We start from the raw sequence: 20,200 nt of genomic DNA, 5'->3' as shown, positions 1-20,200 counted from the left end.
AATGAGGACATGGCTTCGCTTCATTGAGTACGAATTACTGAGAAAGTGAGTGGAGAAAATGGTGAAAATTGTATATGGAACGGAACCGTACTGCATTGACCATGAAGTACGGAAATTAGCGGAAAATACGACATATTATGTGCAGGTATTTGATGCCATAGATGGAGTGAAAGAATTTCTGCAAAGCATTTCATTCTTTGGGATACCCTGCGCTATTTATAAGGTGGAGGATGTGAAAAAAGAGAGGAAGGAACTCTTGCATCTTATGGAAGAGTGTCCGGAAAGTTCCTGCTTGATCATTCGGACGGAAAAGCTTGACAACAGCAAGGACTGGAATGCATGGAAAAGTAAGCATGGCATATGTTGTGATAAGCTGAATGGAAAGTCTTATCAATGTTGGATCCAAAAAGCTTTTCAGTCCTTAGATTGTCCAATAGCGGAGCCGATGCTGCGATATTTTATCGACAGGAGCGCTTATGCATACCAGGAACGCAGGGACGGGAAAGATGAGACAATAGATCTTTACCAGATAGCTATTTTCATTAAACAGATTGCATTTGCGTCCATGGATGCTGGAGTGAGCAAAGAGACGATTGACCAGGTTGTTCCTGCAGCAGTGGGGAAAAGCTGGGAATTGGCATCAAAGCTTTTACTGGATCCTATGGAAGGTATGAAGCTCGCGGTGGAGTTATTCGATCATGGGAATAATAGCCTTAAGCTTTACGGGATGCTTCTTCGGAATTACCGGGTTGCGAAAAAAGCGTTATTGTTGTCAGATATGAAGGAAAATGAAATTTTAAAGCTTTTAGGCCTTACGGAAAAGCAGATGCGGGGAATACGGGCCTATCGGAAGTTACCGGAAGAGCGTTTGGATACGGTAATGTCGATATTGATAGAGGCAATGAACAGAACGAAAATTTCTTTTGGAAACGAGAGAAATCTGTTTATCCAGACTATGGCAAAATTGATTATATTATAATAGGAAGAAACCCAGACAGAGATCAGTGATGATCGTGCCTGGGTTTTTTATTGTCATGTTTCCAGGAGTCGGATTGCCCGTACATCCCCAATAGATATACCTCCATTTGAAAAATGCTGTGCATTGCTATTGATAATATGAATTAAAATTATATATTGATAATAAAATCATTAGAATTACAATATATTAAATGTAAATTGATAATTTTATAACCAACGCCATCTTCAAATTCATACTAAAATAATTGAAACGGGAGGTGGGAGAATGGCCAATGCGCAGCAAGAGGATTTTGTTCGTAGACGGATTACGGAATTGAGACTAAGCAAAAACATTTCCGAACACAAAATGAGTCTGGATTTGGATAAAAGTGGATCATATATACGTGGCATAACCAGCGGAGCGGCCTTACCGTCTCTGAAAGAACTGTTTAAAATAATTGCCTATTTAGATATGACGCCGGCAGAGTTTTTCGCACCACTGGATGATGAAGATACCACATACAGAAAAGTGTGTGAAAAATTACGGACTATGAATGAATCGGATATTGAAAAGATTAATACTTTTATAGGGTGGATTGAAAAGTAGAGATTGCTTGAAACTTAAGAGGAATGCTTTAGAGGCATCCTCTTTTTTCTTTTGCTAATTAGGAATCAGTAGTATAATGAAAGAAAACGTATTCGGGGGCGCTGCAGATTTTCATCAGAAGTCGAAACGTTCTGATTATAGCAGGGGAAATCCGTAATTTAGGAAAACGGGAGGAAAGAGGAATGGGTAAGGTTTTGATCGTGATCGACATGCAGAATGATTTTGTGACGGGAACTCTTGGCAATAAGGAAGCGCAGGCAATTGTTCTAAATGTGCAGGCAAAAGTAAAAGAGTATGCGGACCGCGGGGATCGGATAATTTTTACCAGGGATACCCATGGGGAGAATTATCTGGACACGCCGGAGGGGAAAAAGTTACCAGTGAAGCACTGCATCAATGGAACGGAAGGCTGGCAGATTGTGCCTGGGCTGGAAGTGGAAAACTGCGAATATATAGACAAGCCGACCTTTGGCTGGCTTAACTGGGAGGGCTTTGGCTCAAACGATGAGATTGAACTGGTTGGAGTATGCACGGATATATGCGTGGTCTCCAATGCGTTGATCCTGAAAGCCAAGTATCCGGAGGCGATAATTTCAGTGGATGCAAGCTGCTGTGCCGGAGTTACACCAGAAAAGCATAATGCCGCACTCGAAACAATGAAGAGCTGCCAGATTGATGTGTATGGACAGGAAGAGTAAAAAGGAGTATATGGAAAATTTTTAGTGGTTCTTTGCCAGAAAATATTCTATAATAATCTTGTATACGCAGTTTTCTCCCCGCCGAAAGGCAAAAAAATTATGTGTATGCAATCAACTTATAAGGCTCTTTCTCAGTTATATTAAAGGGAAAGAGCCTTTAGTATATCGTGGAGAGATAATATAATAAATGGGCTATCGACTATAAGAATTGATAATGTAAAATGTAGGTTTTGCGCTGGTCATATCGGGTAAAGTATTGTATAATAATTAACAAGCACACAATTCTGACATCATATCTTCCTTCACAGGAGGAGCTTTTTTAGGTTAAAAATTATAGAAGCAGTGCTGAGAAAGCGTTTTTGCAATGATATTCCTATCTTTTTTCAAATATATCGTCATAGATTTGAATGATGTTCCGCTCAATATTAACGCCATGCAAAAAGCTGAAAGGAATATGGTGGGATTGGATTGTTTGCATGAATTTGTAATAATTGCTGTGGCCAAGTGTATCCGTAAAGAGGATAACCCGTTCTGCCTTTAAAATGGACATATTATCCACGGTGCTTGATACGGATGCGCTGACAAATTTCCAGTTTGGGAATTCCTGTCGAAGCTTTTTAACCCAGTTCTCGTTGCCGCCAACAATCGTGATCCGTTTCATTGCAATTGCTTTTTTCATTTCTGAAATCGGAATATTTACAGTAGGAGGAGTGTCCTCGGTGCTGTTGTAAACAAATTCCCGCAGAGCCGTGAGCTCCTGTTTCATTGCATCATATTCTTTAAGCCTTTTTTCTAATTCTTCCCGTGAATGTTTTTCTTCCTTATATTGTTCCTGAAAATGTGAACCTATGGAAAGTGCATCACGTAAACGTATCTTTAATTCAGATAGCTCGGCTTCTGATTTGAAAGAAGATTCCATAGGTGCTGGTGTTTGCTGCTGCCGGGATGTCTTTTCTGTTTTATTTGATGAATTAGTATCCAATGATTTCTTTTTCATAGACTGCAGAACTTTTAAATTCTTCTCTTTCGGAATAGTCTGGAAAAGATATTCTTGTGTTTGGGCATGGATGAATCCTAATGTTACCCCCAGATATCTTGCCAGATCACAGATCATCATGTAAGCTTGCAGCTGCTCGGAATCATAGTTTGTCAATTTAATTGTTTTTGTAATCAGGGCCATGTTATAGGCATTAAAAGCTCCGTCACCGCATAGGCCTAAAGTTTTTGGAGAAAGGCCGCTCATTTTGATTATTTCCCGTGCAAGTTTTAAACTGTTGGAGAGTTCATTCCTTTCCTGTTTATCCGTCAGCATTTTAAGCACGGAACCATAGTGCTTTACTGTGTTGGTGATATCTTCTGGATCAATACTGATATGGGTAGTATCCGCAGTATCCTCCAGATATTGTTCCATTTCGTTGTTAAGGTCTGAATAGAAGATGTCACAATCTGAGCTGCAGGAAATATGAAAGAATGGAGCCATGGTCAGTATTCGTGCTAATTTTTCAGTATCCAGGGGCATATCCTCATAGGAAGAGTATTCCAAGGTGCATAAATCCGCTAAATTACGGCTTGTAAGCTTTGGATATCGTTTAAACTGAGAATATTCCTTTTTATGATAAATTTTGTACATACTCTTCAGCAGCTCTGCACAATAGGAATCTCCACTCTGGGCACCGCATAAGATTGATGCAAGGACCCTTTGCTGGTGATTGTCGATGATACTGGAGCAGTTAAGTAAATTAACCAGAGGAATGGCATCTCGGCCGAACTGGGGGAGTTTGGCGCGGCTATGAAAGATGAAATCGGTTTCTATTTCAGGAAAATCTTTTTCCAGTTCCTCAGTCAAGAAGGATGTCAGAAAGAGAACCTCTGCGCCGGTTTTATCAATAGCCTGAGGCTCATTTGCGTTACTGTCTGAAACATTAGCTAAAAAGTCTATAAAATTATCTAATTCTTCCGGCAGTATATCTTCGGCGGAACAACTTAGTATGATTTCTTTTAATAATTCTGCCGTTTCTGAAGCGATTTTCCCCATAATCTATCCTCCGTGCATGTCTGTAGGATAATCATATCATATCATATTTGCTTCGTGAAACAACATACAATTCCCAAATATCTGATATAGCAGTAATCTTTATTTGTTATTGAATGCCAGATTATACCTATTTTTCGTGTATATGATATACTTGTGGTATAATCGCGAGTTTTGCTCGCAGGTCTGGCAATAGGCGGCGGAGCGAATGAAGTACAAAATTCCACCGCATCTGCGGTTCTGTAGGCCCTCCCCGGAACTTCGGACCCTTTCGTGCTATTCCCTTAAATTGCAATTTTATATTTCCTTCCCCAGGAACATTGTAAAGTTTCCCGTCGCCAGCAGTTCTTCTTCCTCTCCGGTGATATCCACCCGGCATACGGCGGTGTGCCTTCCTTTATGAACAATGTTGGACTCCACATAGATCGTCCCGCTGTTTACGCCGCGCACAAAGTTAATTCCGGCGCATTGGGTGACGTTGGTGACTTCGCAGGCGTAGGTGGACATGCCGGCGGCAATGTCGCAGAGAGAGAAGAGGAAGCCGCCGTGGGCATTGCCGTACAGATTCAGACATGCTTCCGTCAGTTCTATGGAAAGCCGGACATGCCCCGGCTCCACTTCTAATATATTCAGGTTTTCCTGCCCTCCGATGGGCTGGATATGCCGTCTGATCCCTTCCATGATTTCCGGTCTTGTAATCATAAGAAACCTCCATTTGTCAAAAATATACAACTTCACACGCTAGACTATAACACCCTCAAAATCCATTTACAAGTCAAAAATCGATTGATAGTTTTTTCCGATTAATTCGATACGTTCGCACGGATACAGCCGATTGGATATTTACGGACAGGCACGTTATAATAACATCATCAAGATTGTTAAAGAAATAGCAACAAAATAAAAAATGAACAATCAAATGATCGACTCAAATAAGGAGGATATCACATGAGCAAGTTAACAAAGGAAGAGTTCCAGGCTTACTTAAAACAGATCCGCGAGCTGGCAGAAGGTCCGTTGGAAGAGATCCAGAAAGAAGTCGAGGTAACCAACAAATTCCCGCAGGAGTTCTACGATCTGGCGATCGAGAACAATTTATACCGTTGTTCCTTACCGGAAGAGTACGGCGGATGGGGCTTAAACGAGCTTGAAATTTTACAGGTACAGGAAGAGTTCTCCAGAGGACCGGGCGGAATGAGAATGCATCTTCACTATGCAATGGATTTAAACTGGAGAATCCTGGATGACTATGGCAGCCCGGAGCTGAAAGCAGAGTACATGTCCAAGTTCCAGAACAAGGAAGTATTCACCTGCTTCGCGCTGACTGAGGCAACCGGCGGCACCGGCGCTGACTTACATACCATGGCAGTGAAAGATGGCGACAGCTATGTATTAAACGGCGAGAAGACCTTGATCTCCCACACCGACTGCTGCGAGTTCGCATACGTTATCGCAGTAACCAATCCGGATTCTGATAAAGATGACAGACTTTCCGCATTCTTCGTACCGATGGATGCACCGGGATTCGAAGTGATCAACATGCCGCATATGATGGGCTGCCGCGGTGCAGGCCATGGCGATCTGAAATTCACCAACTGCCGCATCGACAAGAAATATCTGTTAGGCCGTGAGGGACAGGGACTTGAGATTGCAATGCACTCCTTATCCGTATCTCGTGCCCACATCGCAGCCAGCAACCTGGGTATGGCACAGAGAATGTTAGAACTGTCCCTGGCATACGCACATGACCGTGTAACCTTTGGCAAACCGATCGGAACCCGTCAGGCTATCCGTGTAAAGATCGCAGATATGTCCATGATGGTACACGCACTGCGCTGCATGGTTTACGATTTCGCAAAGGCTTATATGGAGAACCCGACCGGTGAGTACATTGAGGAGAAGGCTGCTATGTGTAAGCTCTTCAGTATTGATACCACCAGAAAAGTCAGCGATGAGATGCTTGAGATCTTCGGCGGCGTAGGCTACTTCGAGGACTGCAAGTACGGCCCGGTTGAGAGACTGTACCGCGACTGCCGCGCCATGTGGCTGGAAGAGGGCGCTCCGACCGTTCAGAGAATTACCATTTCCAGAAATACCATCAAACACGGTGCTCATATGGAGTACGTGCTGTAAATATTTTTTCCTAAACAGGGTCGTCAGGTTCCTACTTGGGCCTGGGGACCCTGTTCCCCCTAAATGACAGGCGCTGCTGTCTGCGCAGCGCGTAAACAGCAATGCAATGATCGGACTGCAGGACGGGTACCCCGGAATGCAGAGAGATGGAGGAATACTTTATGAGACCTTTGGAAGGAATCAAGGTCGTTGATTTAACGACTTATCTGGCCGCGCCGACTACGGTGCGTGTACTGGGAGAGTGGGGCGCTGACTGCGTGAAGATCGAATCCGCAAAAGGCGATCCGGCTAGAACCCAGGGGGCAGTGTTCAATATGCCTTATAACGATGATGAAAACCTGGCCTTCGATGTAGCCAATTTAAATAAGAAATTTATCACATTGAACTTAAAAGATCCGAAGGGTCTTGAAATTGCCTACCGCCTGTTAGCGGGGGCCGATGTGTTTGTAACGAATACAAGAACAAAGTCCTTAAAGAAACTGGGACTGGATTATGATACCTTAAATGAAAAATTCCCGAAACTGATCTTCGCACAGGTGCTGGGCTATGGCGAGTACGGACCGGAGAAGGATACCGCCGGATTTGACGTAACCTGCTACATGGCAAGGGGCGGCGTATTCGGAACCACCGTAAACCGCGGCGACGCGCCGATGATCCCGACCAACGGATTTGGTGATTTCCAGGTTTCCCTGGCTCTGGCTTCCGGTATCTGCGCTGCTTTATATGGAAGAGAAAAATCCGGCAAGGGCGATAAAGTAACCGTCAGCCTGCATCACGCAGCTGTCTATGCCCTCAGCACCGGCCTGATTTCCGCACAGTACGGCAACCAGTATCCGAAGAACCGTACGGAGGTCGTAAACCCGTTCAATGATGTATTCCGTACCAGCGATGGCAAATGGGTATGCATCTGCTGTCCGGAATATGACCGTGATTACGAGAAGATGTTCACCGTGCTGGACGCTCCGGAGATGTTAACGGAGGAAGCGAAAGAGAAGTACCGCCGCTGCGAGAGCATCAACGCAAACGGACTGAACCAGGAAGTAGTCGCAGCGTTAGACCGCGCGATCGCAAAGTTCACCAGAGAGGAACTGATGGAGCGCCTGAAAGCGAACGACATGCCGTGTGAGGCCTGCATGGAGCCGGAGGATATTTACAAGGACGAGCAGGCAGCAGCCAACCACATTCTTGCAAAGATCCCGTACCCGTCTGGCGAGCGCTTTATGCCGACCAACCCGATCCGCTTCGGCAGCATGGGCGAGCCGGAATATGTGATCGGCGGATCACAGGGCGCGCACACCGTAGAGCTGATGAAGCATGTGGGCTACAGCGACAAGGAAATCGAGGAAGCCATTGCTTCCGGAGCCGCAACCGGTGAGACAAAACTGAAAAAATTATAGGTTTAAAAATAAGAAAGGGGAAGGTGACACAGATATGAGCTTAATGTACACCGAGGAACAGAAAGCGCTGATTGCTCTTGTAAAAGAGATGGCAGAGAACGAGATCAAGCCTTATGTGAAAGATGCGGATGAAAAAGGCGAGTGTCCGAAAGAACTTTATAAATGGGGATTTGACATGGGACTTCATATGCTGGAGGTTCCGGCCGAGTACGGCGGAGCTGGTTTAAGCTATGAGACCACCGCAATGATCTTCGAGGAACTGGCCAAGGTGGATGCCGGTTATGCCATCACCTTTGTCACTTCTTTCGTAGCATTAAGAAACGTCATCCTGGCAGGCACCAAGGAGCAGGGCCAGTATTTCGCAGATAAAGTGGCTCCGGGCGCATTCGCAGGTTTCGCCCTGACCGAGCCGAACGCCGGTTCCGATCCGGCAGCGATGCGCGCGACCGCAGTAAAAGATGGCGATGAGTACATCTTAAACGGAACCAAGACCTTTATTACCAACGGCGCGGTAGCAAGCGTTTTCGTAGGTTTCTTCAAGACCAACCCGGCAGCAGGACACAAGGGAATTTCCGCTTTCATCATCGATGCGGACGCTCCTGGCGTAACCGTTGGCGCTCACGAGAACAAGATGGGCCTGCGCCTCTCCAACACCACCGACCTGATCTTTGAGAATGTCCGCGTAAAGGCATCCGCCATGGTAGGACCGGAAGGCAGCGGATTTAAGCTGGCTATGAACGCCCTGAACTTATCCCGCGCGTTCGTGGCAACCCTGGCAGTCGGCATCATGCAGCGCGCACTCGATGAGTCCGTGAAGTACGCAAAAGAGAGAAAACAGTTCAATACCCCGATCATCAAATTCCAGATGGTACAGCAGATGTTAGCCGATATGGCTATCAAGATCGAGGCATCCAGATGCCTGGTCAACAACACCATGAAGATGATGGATGCAGGTATCATGGTTCAGAAAGAGGGCTCCATCTGCAAGACCTTCGTTTCCGACTGCGCCCAGGAGGTTACCTCCAATGCAGTTCAGATCTTCGGCGGATATGGCTACAGCAAAGAGTACCCGGTTGAGAAGCTGATGCGCGATGTCAAAGTATTCCAGATCTTTGAGGGCGCAAACCAGGTACAGAGACTGACCATCGCCAACGTATTAAATAAAGAATACAAATAGGAAAAACTGACAGGAGGATTGAAGATGAATATCGTTGTTTGTATCAAACAGGTTCCGGATACCACAGAGATCAAGATCGATCCGGTTAAAAATACACTGATCCGTACCGGCGTGCCGAGCATCATGAATCCGTTCGACAAGAACGCTCTGGAGACCGGACTTTCCTTAAAAGACCGGTATGGCGGCAAAGTAACGGTTATTTCCATGGGACCGCCGCAGGCAAAAGCTGTTTTGAGAGAGGCACTGGCTATGGGTGCTGATGAGGCTTATCTGGTAACGGACCGCGCATTCGGCGGATCCGATACCTACGCTACCAGCTACATCTTATCCCAGGCAATCAAGAAACTGGGCGCTTACGATGTCATCCTGGGCGGCAAGCAGGCAATCGACGGAGATACCGGCCAGACCGCACCGAGTATCGCAGAGCATCTGGGCGCAACTCGTCTGACTTACGTTCTGAGCTTAAAGGTTGAGGGCGACAAAGTCATTGCAGAGCGCCAGGTAGAAGAGGGCGTGGAAGTCATCGAGACGAAGTTCCCGGTACTTTGCACCGCAACCAAAGAAAGCAACAAACCGCGTTACGCAACCGTAAAGGGCGTTATGAGATCCTTCAACACCGAGATCGGTCAGATCACCCTGGCAGACCTGCCGGACGCAGACACCACCAAGATGGGACTGAAGGGATCCCCGACCAAAGTAAAAGCAACATTCACTCCGAAGAGAACCGCAAACTGTGTGAACATCGAAGGCGTAAGCCCGGTGGAGATTGCGGACAACCTGATCGGAAAGCTGGTTGAGGCAAAAGTACTTTAATAAACAGAGGAGGTCGTCAAGATGAGTTTTGATACATGCAAGGACGTATGGGTATTTATCGAGAGCTTCCAGGGTCAGCCGAAGAGTGTCGGCCTGGAGCTGTTAGGACAGGGAAGAAAGCTGGCGGACGGACTGAAACAGAAGCTCTGCGCCATTGTTATCGGCAAGGATGTAGACGCAGCTGTAAAAGAATCCGCAGCGTACGGCGCCGACAAGATCTATGTGATCCAGGGCGACGAGTATGAGAACTATTCAGCTGACGCTTACGGAAACGTATTCTTAAAGCTCTGTGAGAAATATGATCCAAACACCATTTTAGTAGGCGCAACCGTAAACGGAAGAGACTTGGGATCCAAGATCGCAGTCAGCCTCCGCACCGGCCTGACTGCCGACTGTACCGCGCTGAGTGTCGATGAGGACACCGGAAATGTAGTATGGGAGCGTCCGGCATTCGGCGGAAACTTATACGCGCAGATTCTCTGCAGCGAGACCAGACCGCAGATGGGTACCTGCCGTCCGGGCGCGTTCAAGAAGCCGGAGCGCAACGAGAACAATCAGCCGGAGATCATCAAAGAGGATATTCATACCCCGGAGAGCGAGATCCGCACCAAAGTGCTTGATTTCATCAAGGCATGTGAGGACAACGATATGCGTCTCGATGAGGCAGATGTCATTGTATCCGGCGGCCGCGGCATGAAGAGTGCTGAGAACTTCGGTATCTTAAAAGAGTTGGCAGATGTGCTTGGAGGAACCGTAGGATGCTCCAGAGCAGCCGTTGACGCAGGCTGGATGCCGCAGACCAAGCAGGTTGGACAGACCGGCTCCACCGTAACCCCGAAAATCTACTTTGCATGCGCCATTTCCGGTGCAGTGCAGCACGTAGCGGGCATGAGCGGATCTGGTACGATTGTAGCTATCAATAAGGATGAGACCGCACCGATCTTTGAGGTTGCGGATTACGGAATCGTTGGCGATGTTTTTGAGATCGTTCCGGCTCTGGTAAAAGAACTGAAAGCAAAGCAGCAGGCGTAATACCAAAGAAACAGGAAGAAAAGGCTGCCGACAAAAGGATGGAATGGTCTCACTTTTTGCAGCAGCCTTCCGCGTGTAGAAGCGGGAGTCTGGCGGGACAACGGCATGCTGGCGGATGTAAGGAGGCACGTTATGTTTGAGGAAAGGAAGATCAACCCGAATCTGCAGAAACAGTACCGGGAGCAGGGGTACTGGAAAGATGAAACGCTGCTGGACTGCTGGGACCGGACGGTAGAAACGTATCCGGAACGGGAATATGTGGTCGACGACCGTGGTAACCGTTATACCTACCGGGAACTGGATGAGGCAGCAGGCCGGGTGGCATCGTATCTGATAGGACTGGGAATCCAGCCAGGCGAGGTGGTCTCTTTTCAGCTTCCAATCTGGAGTGAGTTTGCCATGCTGACCATTGCCTGCTATAAGGTGGGAGCGGTGGCCCATCCCATTGCCATGTCCTATGAGGAGAAGGAACTGGCAAGAAGCTTAAACATAACAGAATCCCGGTGTTATTTTGGACCGACATTCTTCTACAAGACTGATTATGAAGATCGGATCCTTGCAGTGCGGGATCAGGTGCCGCTGTTAAAGGATATCGTGCTGATCGACAGTGTGAAAGAGCGAAAGAGCGATGTAGCTTTGCTTCGGGAAATTCTTACTTCTTATGGGCCACTTCCGAAAGAGCGGTGTGTACATACTAAAAACGGACAGGATATCGCGGTTATTCTTTGCACCTCCGGCACAACTGGAGGTACGAAGGGAGTTCTGCTGACTCATGATAATGTGCGTTATGCGGAAGAAACATTCAACCGGGAGCTTGGTCTTACCGAGGAAGATATCATGTTCATGCCGGCACCGCTTCATCACGCGACTGGATTTCATCACGCGATCATTGCGCCGATGCTTCATGGTGCGAAAGTGGTACTGCAACAGAAATATCAATGTAGATTGGCCATTGAATTTATGAACCAGGAAAATGTTACTTATTCTATGGGAGCAACCCCTTTCATCTACGATATTTTAAGGGAGCTGGAGACAAATGGCGGTGAAATTCCGTCTCTGAAGTTTTATCTTTGTGGCGGTGCGCCGGTTCCTGGGTATCTGGTACAGAGAGCAAAACAGTACGGAATACTTCTCTGCGAAGTCTATGGATCCACGGAAAGTGTGCCACACGCATTTGTTCGTCCGGATGAGGCGCTTGCGCTGAATGGAACGACATCCGGAAGGGCAATGGAAGGTGTGGAGATCCGGGTGGTAGACGAAGATGGGAACGACGTAGGTGTGGGGATCCCGGGAGAAGAGTTGTCAAGAGGACCCAGTGTGTTTGTCGGGTATTTAAAAGCACGGGAGATCACGGATGAAGCTTTGGATGACGATGGCTGGTTCCACAGTGGTGACCTTTGTATCATGGATGAGCATGGAAATATTCACATTATTGGACGAAAAAAAGACATGATTGTCCGGGGCGGTGAGAATTTAAATACCAATGAGATCAATGATACTTTAGAGGGATGCCCTGGAATGGGTGATCATACCATTATCGGAATGCCGGATGATCGTCTCGGAGAACGGATCTGCGCATTTGCGGTCCCGCTTCGGGGATATGAAAATCTGAAGTTGGAGGATGTACTGGACTATTTGCATTCGAAGAAAATTCCAAGGCGTTTTTGGCCAGAGCGGCTAGAACTAATTGACCGCATTCCACATACGGGAAGCGGAAAGGTGAAAAAATATCTTCTGAAGCAGGAACTGGAAAAGCGTTTGAAGGGATGATTCACTATGATTGAACAGAAATTTGGACCGCGCAGATGCAAGGATACCAGAAAGCCACTGGAAAAACAGTGCCCAGATGTTATATTTTACCGCTGCCCGGAATGCGGAGCTCTTTATCCGGTGACAGGAGGAACGAACCTGGAGGAAAAAGAAATTCTGTGCTGTGGAAAAAAGGCGGAAAGGCTGATTCCTGAAGAAGCCGACTCCACGCGGGATGTGATGGATATTACCTATCAGATCACAGGCGGCTATAATGATAATGCTGTCCGCGTATCGTGGAAGATGAAGCCGTATGGACGTCATCCAGAGTGGATTTATCTGAAAACATTTACGGGGGGATATTTAAAATACGTAATGGAAGGAAAACATTCGCCAATGGTATTTGCCCTGGCGGATACCGATGCCTTTTGTTACTGTGATGAAGATCCATGCCTGGAATGTGTATTTCGGTGTAAGAGAGGATTTATCATTTATGTTTATGATAGACAGACCGGACTCGTTGCGGTACCCCTGGATAAGATGAATGCCCAGTGGCAGAGTGGAGCAAATAAGATGTGAGATACTGTAATTTTTGACAATAATATGTTAAATTAGTAACGAAATCTGTATATGGGGATGTACAGATAATGGGGGATATTCTATGGGAAAAACAACAAATGTGGAATGCAAAGTAGACTGGAAAACCGTTCTTGTTTTTGTGTCGATAGCATTTAGTTCGCAGTGTGGCGGCGGATTCGCGTCTGGATCTACGCCATGGACTTATTTTTTTAGAAATACGGGGTTTTATGGGATGCTGCCGGTTGTTGCGCAGCCGTATTTTTGTCTGTTTATGCCGTTTATTGTAGCGGCAATCAACTGTTTTATTATCTATTTCTTTATGAAATTCGCTATGGATTTCCGTACATTTGATTACAGCAGTTTTTTGAGGCGGTATGGTTCGCGTTTTTGCAATGGGATTTTTGCCAGACCGATGCAGTACATTTATGAATTTAATTTCAACTGGCTTCTGATCGTATGTATGGCGCTTGCCTATTCCACCTCTGGTTCAGCATTAAAAGAACTGACGGGAATTCCATATCTGTATTCTACACTTATTATCGGTGTTCTTATGTTTGTTCTGTGTATGAAAGGCACAGATCTGGTCCGGAAGAATGCAGTGTTCATGAGTGCTGTTATTTTCATTGCGCTGATGTCAGTTCATGTGCCTAATATTCTATATAATGTCACATCCGGCAGGTTGTCTTCGGAACTTGGCATCATGTCCCAACAGCTTCACAACGATATTGCCGCAGGTGCAGGAAGCTTTTTAAAGTATCTTCTGGTCGCTTTTTGCTGGGCGTATATTTTTTCAGGACAGAATCTGGCAGGTTTTGGAGCCTATGTTAATCATGCGCAGCTTTTTACCAATAAAAAAACACTCAGATGGGCTGTTGTGCTGTCTGTGATTGCAAACTGGGCATTTCTGGAAATGAATGTGATCAATCTGGCTGCAAATTATTCGGCTGTTTATGAAGGATGGTCGAATGGACGTGCGGTATATACCATTCTTGTTGTACAAAATGGCGTTGGAAGTGGAGCGATAAAGACCATCCTTCTTACGCTGATCACTGTGGCCATATTCTTTGCAACCATTTCAACGGCAATCAATTACGCGCAAGGCTTCAATGACCGTATTTTAAACTGGTATCAGAAAAGAAAACAGGAAGCCCCGGAAGTTTCCGCGGCAAAGAGAAACAAGCGGGGAGCAGTATTAACGCTGGTTTATATTGTGTTTACATGGGCAGTGTCCCAGATGGGACTGACTGCGCTGGTATCGAAGGGACTTACATTTGCATCGATCATCACGTTGTTTACTCTGATCATACCGACCATTATCAATGTCATCCGAAAGTGGCCGGATGCAGATTATGCACACATGACAAAAGAAAAATAGTAATGGTTCAGCCGGTCTGCGTATTCACTGTGCTGACCGCATGCAAACATGGATTACAGGAAAAAATTCCATTGTCGAAGGGTGCTGTGTGCCAGCGGCACACAGCTCCGGTCGAAGCGGAACGGAGACATTTTCAATGTTTTTTTACTGTGTCTGTGAAGGTACAGAAACGTTACGAAAGATGATGAAATACGAGGGGGAATCGATATGTTATCTGCTATTGGATTAATCATAGCGATCGCGCTGCTGATTGTTATGATCGTCAAAGGTGTTGATATGATTACGGCATCGGTAGTAACAGCTGCAATTATTCTTGTAACAAGCGGACTTGATTTTTGGGAAGGTTTACTGAAAACGTTTTCAGAAGGAGCTGGCTCGTTCTGCAGCTCCTGGTTTTTAATCCTTGCTCTGGGTGGCATTTTTGGTGAACTGGTCAATCAGACAGGGCTGGCTACCAAGGTCGCAAAATCTTTATCTGCTGCACTTGGAGCCAAAAGAGTGGGGCTGATCATTATGATCTGCACATTCTTTATCACACTGCTGGGTATTAACGGCTATATTATGGTATTTGTTCTTTATCCGATCGCAGACAGCCTGCTTCGTGAAAATAAGATGGATCGCCGGCTGCTTCCGTTTTTGATGATCGCGGGAGGTGCGAATGCGAATGGATTTGCGTTTTCCATGGATATCTGTAATGTAATCCCGAGTAATTTCCTTGGCACTTCACTTGGTGTAGCTCCGGTCCTGGCGGTGATTTTCTCAGTAATCACCTGCACCTGGTATGTAATATATTTCAACTATGCGCAAATGAAGAGCATGGAAAAAATGTCGGAAGCAGAACTGATGGCACTGTACAAAACAGAAAAGAGCGTCATGGGGGATAACGAGCTTCCTGGTCTCTTTATGTCTCTTTTGCCGTTTATCCTGGTACTGGCAGTGGTAGTGGTAACTTCCGGTATGGGAACGTCAACCAGCTTGAGCTGCGCGCTTTTGACCGGCGTTCTTGTGATTATTGTGACACAGTTTAAAAAAATCAAAAACCTGAAGGGATCTCTGAAAGGTGGGGCAATGTCAGGATTAAGCACAATGCTGACGGTAGCCGCAGTCATTGGTCTTTCCAAGGTCCTGACCCAGGCACCGGCTTTCCATGCTGTACAGGAGTTTGTATTAAATATTACACTTCCGATTTACTTAAAGACCTGGCTTGGAACCATGATCTGTGGAGCTATGACTGGTTCTGCGATTACAGCGGAAACCCTGTTTTTGGAGAGCTTCGGAAAACAGTTCCTTGCAGCTGGCGCGAATATCAATGCCCTCCACAGAATTGTGGTAGAGGCTGGTATTACTCTGAACAAACTTCCGAATGCTTCACCGGTAGTTATGGAAACTTCTGTCTGTGAATGTACGCTGGCGGAAAGCTATAAGCATATTGTGCTGGGGTCTACGATTCCATGTGTGATTGCAGGCTTCATTATTACAATGATGGCGACCGTTGGAATTATTTTTTAAAAGTTAAAGGTTCTGCGATACGGTTTCCAATACAAAATCATGGAAATTCCGGACAACCGGCGGCATATAAAACTGATTGCTGCTTATCATATAAATGTTGCGCTTTACGATTGGATGAAGGATTTCGATCACTTTAACATTCAGGCTGGAGAGCAGTTCCATTTCCGGGACAATGGCAATGCCGAAGCCGTGGGCTACAAGACCGGCCGTGACCTGGTCCTCTACAATCTCATAAGCGATATGAGGGCGTTTTCCCAATGCCTGGAACATTTTATCAACTTCATAGCGAATGCCGGATGCTTCGGAGAAATAAACATACGGATATGGCAGGGTTTGCTCCAGGTTTACGGAGTCAAATCTTGCCAATTCGTGATTTTGGGGTACGATCAGCACCAGCTTTTCCCGATGTACGGTTTGGGATGTCAATCCGTTCTCTTTTTGTGGGTGTGAACAGAAGATCAGGTCATAATGATGGGCATTTAAGTCATTTACCAGATTCTGGGTCACGTCAGTCTGAAAGGAAAAATGAATATCGCGGTCAGGATGTAGCCTGAGAAAATGGCGCGCCAGAGAAGGAATCAAATCCACACCCAGAGGACGCACAAGACCGAGACGGATCACCCCTTCGCCGCGGGCAGTGCGCTGAAGAAAATCAATGCCATCATCCAGTGTTTTTAAGGAATTTTCAACACTGCGCAGAAATTGTTCTCCGAACACAGTCAGCACGGTATTTTTTCCGTTTTTCTCAAATAATGGAACACCGAGTTCTTCTTCCATTTTAAAGATAGCATGACTGAGGCTGGGCTGGGTAATACACAGATTCTGTGCGGCGCGTGTATAGTGGTGCGTGTGTGCCAGTTCTGCAAAATAACGCAGATGAGTCAGGTTCATGGGTGGACTGCCTTTCTTAAACTATGTGATGATGTATGATAGACAAAATCTATTATAACATAAAAATAATTGATTTGAATATAGGATAAAACTGTTTTATACTAAAATCGGAAGGTGTCATAAGACATTTTTCAGGTTTTTTCTTATAGAAGATACGGCTTCTTTTATGTCGTTCCCATAAAAAGAAGCCGTAAATCCCCTTGTGAATATTCCATACAATTCTGTATAAAAATCCCGATATTTTAAGATTCCGGAGGCAAGTCAAGGCAGTGCGCTACGATAAAGTTTGCGAACGATTCCACGGTTGCCGTAATAAAATTTTTTTTGCTGTAGACCATATAGATCATGCGGGTGCCCAGAGGAACGTCCGTCAAATGGATTTTTTTTAGATTGTCAAACTGTTTCAAAAACGGAGTGTTCGCAACAATGGCCACCTTGGAGGAACGGTTGATGCGCCCGGCAATAGAGATTTCATCGTCATAGGAATAAGCGGCTTCCAGACCTTTGTCTTTCAAAATTTTCCGGATGGTTTTGCCAATGGGAATCGTGTCCCGGTAGGTGGACAGGGTATAGTCTTGCAGATCGGAGAGCTGGATGGAATCGTGCGATGCCAGCGGATGGTTATTTCGCACAATAACGATCAGTTCCTGGAAGGTGATAGGAACAAAGACAAGATCCGACTTGTTTTCTACCATGGAACAGAAGCCGATATCATAGTTACCGGTGGAGACTCCCTCTGCCACCGGAATGGACTTTTCATGAAAAATATTAAAGCTGACCTGCGGATGCTTTTCGTGGTACAGATCCAGCGCATTCGGAAGAAAATCCCCCAGTAGGGTGGGAATACAGCCTACATCAATGGTTCCGGTCACCAAATCGGATTTTTCTTTCATAATGGCAATGCCGTGTTCCAGGATCCCCAGTGCCTGGTTCACGTACTCATAGAATTCCTGACCGTATTTGGTAAGCTGGACTCTGCGGCCCTTTTTCTGGAATAAGGAAACGGAAAGTTCATGCTCCAGGGAAGCAATGGAATCGCTCAGGCTCGGCTGCGTGATATAAAGTGCTTTGGCTGCTTTGGTATAATGCTGAACTTCAGCCAGTTTTCGAAAGTAATAAAGCTGTTGTAAATTCATAACCTTTCTCCTTTGCCATCATACATTCCATTATACAGGATGAACAGGAAAAATTCCAGAAGAACGCATAAAAAGTGTTAATAAAATATCAGAAACAGGGCGAAACGGGGTTTGACAATTTCAGAAAAACTGCCTAGAATAAAGGTGAGTGTCAGCACATAGGAGACTGAAGCATGAGGGAAATCAAGAAGCATATATTTCTGGAGACAATTTCATATGAGAACCGCCATATGAGCCCCCGCAATCTTTATATCATTCGGGGAGAAGAGCGGAGTCTGATGGTCGATACATCGAACAATACTGAACGGGACTGGACCATCTTAAAGGGCATGATCGATGCGCTGGGGATTGATTGCAGAAAGCTGGATATTTTTATTACCCATGAGCATCCGGATCATACAGGCCTGGTACCGAAGCTGCAGGAGCTTGGAGCCAGGGCATTTATGAATCCGGATGAGACAAGAAAGCGGGTGGATCTGCTGCACAGCTATCTGGCAGATGAGCGTGCCCGGATTGAAAATCTGCGGATCGTCGGGGTAACCAAAGAGGAAACACCGGAGGTATATGATACCTTCATGGAATATACGACAAAAGCTTACGCATCCGAGAAGAGTCCGCTGGAGCTTTCCTTTATTCCGATCCACCCGGGAGATATCCTTTCGTATGGCGGATACCATTTTGAGGTGAAGCTGTTAAAGGGACATACCTTCGGACAGTGTGGTCTGTACGAGCCGGAGAAGAAGCTTATGTTTGTGGGAGATCAGCTCATGACCACAATTGTCCCGATTGTAGGAACACAGGAGACAGATCTCGGTATGCTGAAATGCTATCTGGATTCCCTTGGAGATCTGAAGCATAATTACAAAGACTGTTATTTTCTGCCCTGTCATTATGGGGAGATTAGGAATGTTGAAAAAGAAGTAAACCGCATTATTCTGGGGTATCTGGAAAAATGCGAGATCATGAAGCATGTTCTGGAGGAAGCGGGAACGGCGCTGACCACGCGGGATATTGGTGTACGGACTTATGGACGGAGCCAGGGACCGCCGGATTACGCGCATTTTGCCTCCTGTACCTATATCTGGGCCAAGACCTTTTCCTGTATGGAATATATGATGGGGGAGGGCTTTGTCGAGAGATCTGAGCGGGACGGCATTATCTACTGGAAAGCGCCCTCCATACATTTTGAAAATAACCGGTAAATTCCGGCGCATTTCTGCGCTTTAAGGGACTGTCATACTGAGGAGCAAAGGTGAGGGAAATCTCTGCCTTTACCTGTCCGGGTCTTGCAGAAAGAATCAGCACACGGTCAGCGGTGCTGATGGCTTCTGCAAGGTCATGGGTGATCAGGATGGCGGTCTTTTTTGTTTCCCTGATGATCGTGGCAATGTCATCGCACACGGTGAGCCTGGTCTGGTAATCCAGAGCAGAGAAGGGCTCATCCAAAAGCAGCAGGTCCGGTTTTAAGATGAGTGTGCGGATCAGGGCAGCACGCTGTCGCATACCGCCGGAAAGTTCGGAGGGATGAGCGTCCGCGAATTCAGCCAGTCCGTAATTTTCCAGCATTTCATCAAGTGTTTTCATGGCGGCCTTTGTTTTCCGGTGCCGGATCTCCAGACCAAGGGCAGCATTTTCACGGATCGTACGCCATTCAAACAGATGATCCCGCTGGAGCATGTAACCGATCCCTGCCTGAGCTTCCTTGAGCGGAGCGTCACCTATATAGACAGAACCTTCTTCCGGAGTCAAAAGGCCGGCGAGAAGGGAAAGCAGGGTTGACTTGCCGCAGCCGGACGGGCCGACAATGGCAAGAAATTCGCCCTTGTTTACGGTAAAAGAGATGCCGGAAAGCGCAGGGGTCGCACCCAGCGGAGAGTGATAAGCATAGCTGATGTCACAGACGCGTAAGAAAGGTTCCATGGCCGGTCCTCCCTGTTTTTATACCATATTTTATGAAGAAAAGAACGAAGAGTTCCGGAAAACCCTTGCATTTACGAAAAACAGGTGCTATAATCACGGATACAGCCGATTGGATATTTACGGACAGGCACGTTATAATAACATCATCAAGATTGTTAAAGAAATAGCAACAAAATAAAAAATGAACAATCAAAT

The 20,200-nt window shown here is 46.2% G+C and carries 18 protein-coding genes; 13 read left to right on the top strand and 5 right to left on the bottom strand.

Features of this window, described 5'->3' with window-relative positions; genetic code table 11:
• The first annotated feature begins 58 nt into the window (after window positions 1–58).
• The 3 genes from ACZM6M_RS09060 (at window position 59) to ACZM6M_RS09050 (ending at window position 2,262) form a co-directional block, all read left to right on the top strand.
• Window positions 59–979, top strand: a complete 921-nt coding sequence (locus tag ACZM6M_RS09060; protein ID WP_118741124.1) for a DNA polymerase III subunit delta — start codon at window positions 59–61, stop codon at window positions 977–979.
• Window positions 980–1,243: 264 nt separating this feature from the next.
• Window positions 1,244–1,564 (top strand): helix-turn-helix domain-containing protein, encoded by a 321-nt coding sequence (locus ACZM6M_RS09055; protein WP_118542858.1) that lies wholly within the window; start codon window positions 1,244–1,246, stop codon window positions 1,562–1,564.
• Between the two features lie 182 nt (window positions 1,565–1,746).
• Window positions 1,747–2,262, top strand: coding sequence for a cysteine hydrolase family protein (locus ACZM6M_RS09050; protein ID WP_118656540.1), 516 nt, complete (start codon window positions 1,747–1,749; stop codon window positions 2,260–2,262).
• Window positions 2,263–2,635: 373 nt separating this feature from the next.
• On the opposite strand, the gene ACZM6M_RS09045 is transcribed toward ACZM6M_RS09050, so the two are convergent.
• The gene (locus ACZM6M_RS09045) at window positions 2,636–4,297 is read right to left on the bottom strand and encodes a hypothetical protein (RefSeq protein ID WP_118656538.1); all 1,662 of its coding nucleotides are present in this window, start codon (window positions 4,295–4,297) and stop codon (window positions 2,636–2,638) included.
• Between the two features lie 294 nt (window positions 4,298–4,591).
• Window positions 4,592–4,996 carry a PaaI family thioesterase gene (locus tag ACZM6M_RS09040; protein WP_118586754.1) on the bottom strand — a complete coding sequence of 135 codons (405 nt, stop codon included), beginning with the start codon at window positions 4,994–4,996 and terminating at the stop codon, window positions 4,592–4,594.
• A gap of 246 nt (window positions 4,997–5,242) precedes the next feature.
• Between ACZM6M_RS09040 and ACZM6M_RS09035 the strand changes: the two genes are divergently transcribed.
• From ACZM6M_RS09035 to ACZM6M_RS08995, 9 genes are all read left to right on the top strand, one after another.
• Window positions 5,243–6,427 (top strand): acyl-CoA dehydrogenase family protein, encoded by a 1,185-nt coding sequence (locus ACZM6M_RS09035; RefSeq protein ID WP_118586757.1) that lies wholly within the window; start codon window positions 5,243–5,245, stop codon window positions 6,425–6,427.
• A gap of 161 nt (window positions 6,428–6,588) precedes the next feature.
• Complete coding sequence (locus tag ACZM6M_RS09030) at window positions 6,589–7,824, top strand: CaiB/BaiF CoA transferase family protein (protein WP_489490195.1); 1,236 nt, start codon at window positions 6,589–6,591, stop codon at window positions 7,822–7,824.
• Between the two features lie 34 nt (window positions 7,825–7,858).
• Entirely contained in the window at window positions 7,859–9,001 is a 1,143-nt protein-coding gene (locus tag ACZM6M_RS09025) for an acyl-CoA dehydrogenase family protein (RefSeq protein WP_118586763.1), read from the top strand.
• A gap of 24 nt (window positions 9,002–9,025) precedes the next feature.
• Entirely contained in the window at window positions 9,026–9,814 is a 789-nt protein-coding gene (locus ACZM6M_RS09020) for an electron transfer flavoprotein subunit beta/FixA family protein (protein ID WP_118656534.1), read from the top strand.
• 21 nt (window positions 9,815–9,835) lie between these two features.
• Window positions 9,836–10,846, top strand: coding sequence for an electron transfer flavoprotein subunit alpha/FixB family protein (locus ACZM6M_RS09015; protein ID WP_118542900.1), 1,011 nt, complete (start codon window positions 9,836–9,838; stop codon window positions 10,844–10,846).
• Between the two features lie 132 nt (window positions 10,847–10,978).
• Window positions 10,979–12,616: a medium-chain fatty-acid--CoA ligase gene (fadK, locus tag ACZM6M_RS09010; RefSeq protein WP_118656532.1), complete on the top strand. Its 1,638-nt coding sequence runs from the start codon at window positions 10,979–10,981 to the stop codon at window positions 12,614–12,616.
• 6 nt (window positions 12,617–12,622) lie between these two features.
• The gene (locus tag ACZM6M_RS09005; RefSeq protein ID WP_118531927.1) at window positions 12,623–13,174 is read left to right on the top strand and encodes a hypothetical protein; all 552 of its coding nucleotides are present in this window, start codon (window positions 12,623–12,625) and stop codon (window positions 13,172–13,174) included.
• Between the two features lie 82 nt (window positions 13,175–13,256).
• A complete protein-coding gene (locus ACZM6M_RS09000) occupies window positions 13,257–14,549 on the top strand; it encodes a hypothetical protein (protein WP_243036762.1) in 1,293 nt (430 codons plus the stop codon).
• A 207-nt stretch (window positions 14,550–14,756) separates the two neighbouring features.
• Window positions 14,757–16,058: a GntP family permease gene (locus ACZM6M_RS08995; RefSeq protein ID WP_118656530.1), complete on the top strand. Its 1,302-nt coding sequence runs from the start codon at window positions 14,757–14,759 to the stop codon at window positions 16,056–16,058.
• Between the two features lie 3 nt (window positions 16,059–16,061).
• On the opposite strand, the gene ACZM6M_RS08990 is transcribed toward ACZM6M_RS08995, so the two are convergent.
• Together ACZM6M_RS08990 and ACZM6M_RS08985 are read right to left on the bottom strand one after the other, a co-directional pair.
• On the bottom strand, window positions 16,062–16,949 hold the full coding sequence (locus ACZM6M_RS08990) for a LysR family transcriptional regulator (protein ID WP_118656528.1): 888 nt from the start codon (window positions 16,947–16,949) through the stop codon (window positions 16,062–16,064).
• Between the two features lie 242 nt (window positions 16,950–17,191).
• Window positions 17,192–18,085, bottom strand: coding sequence for a LysR family transcriptional regulator (locus ACZM6M_RS08985; protein WP_489490190.1), 894 nt, complete (start codon window positions 18,083–18,085; stop codon window positions 17,192–17,194).
• Window positions 18,086–18,258: 173 nt separating this feature from the next.
• Here ACZM6M_RS08985 and ACZM6M_RS08980 point away from each other — a divergent pair, with 173 nt between their 5' ends.
• Entirely contained in the window at window positions 18,259–19,287 is a 1,029-nt protein-coding gene (locus tag ACZM6M_RS08980; RefSeq protein WP_118656524.1) for an MBL fold metallo-hydrolase, read from the top strand.
• On the opposite strand, the gene ACZM6M_RS08975 is transcribed toward ACZM6M_RS08980, so the two are convergent.
• Window positions 19,241–20,005: an ABC transporter ATP-binding protein gene (locus ACZM6M_RS08975; protein ID WP_118656522.1), complete on the bottom strand. Its 765-nt coding sequence runs from the start codon at window positions 20,003–20,005 to the stop codon at window positions 19,241–19,243. The genes ACZM6M_RS08980 and ACZM6M_RS08975 overlap by 47 nt on opposite strands.
• Between the last annotated feature and the right edge of the window lie 195 nt (window positions 20,006–20,200).

This window comes from Enterocloster sp. (assembly GCF_057861365.1).
The sequence above is the reverse complement of the archived record's forward strand: the minus strand, read 5'-3'. Positions and strand labels throughout refer to the sequence as shown.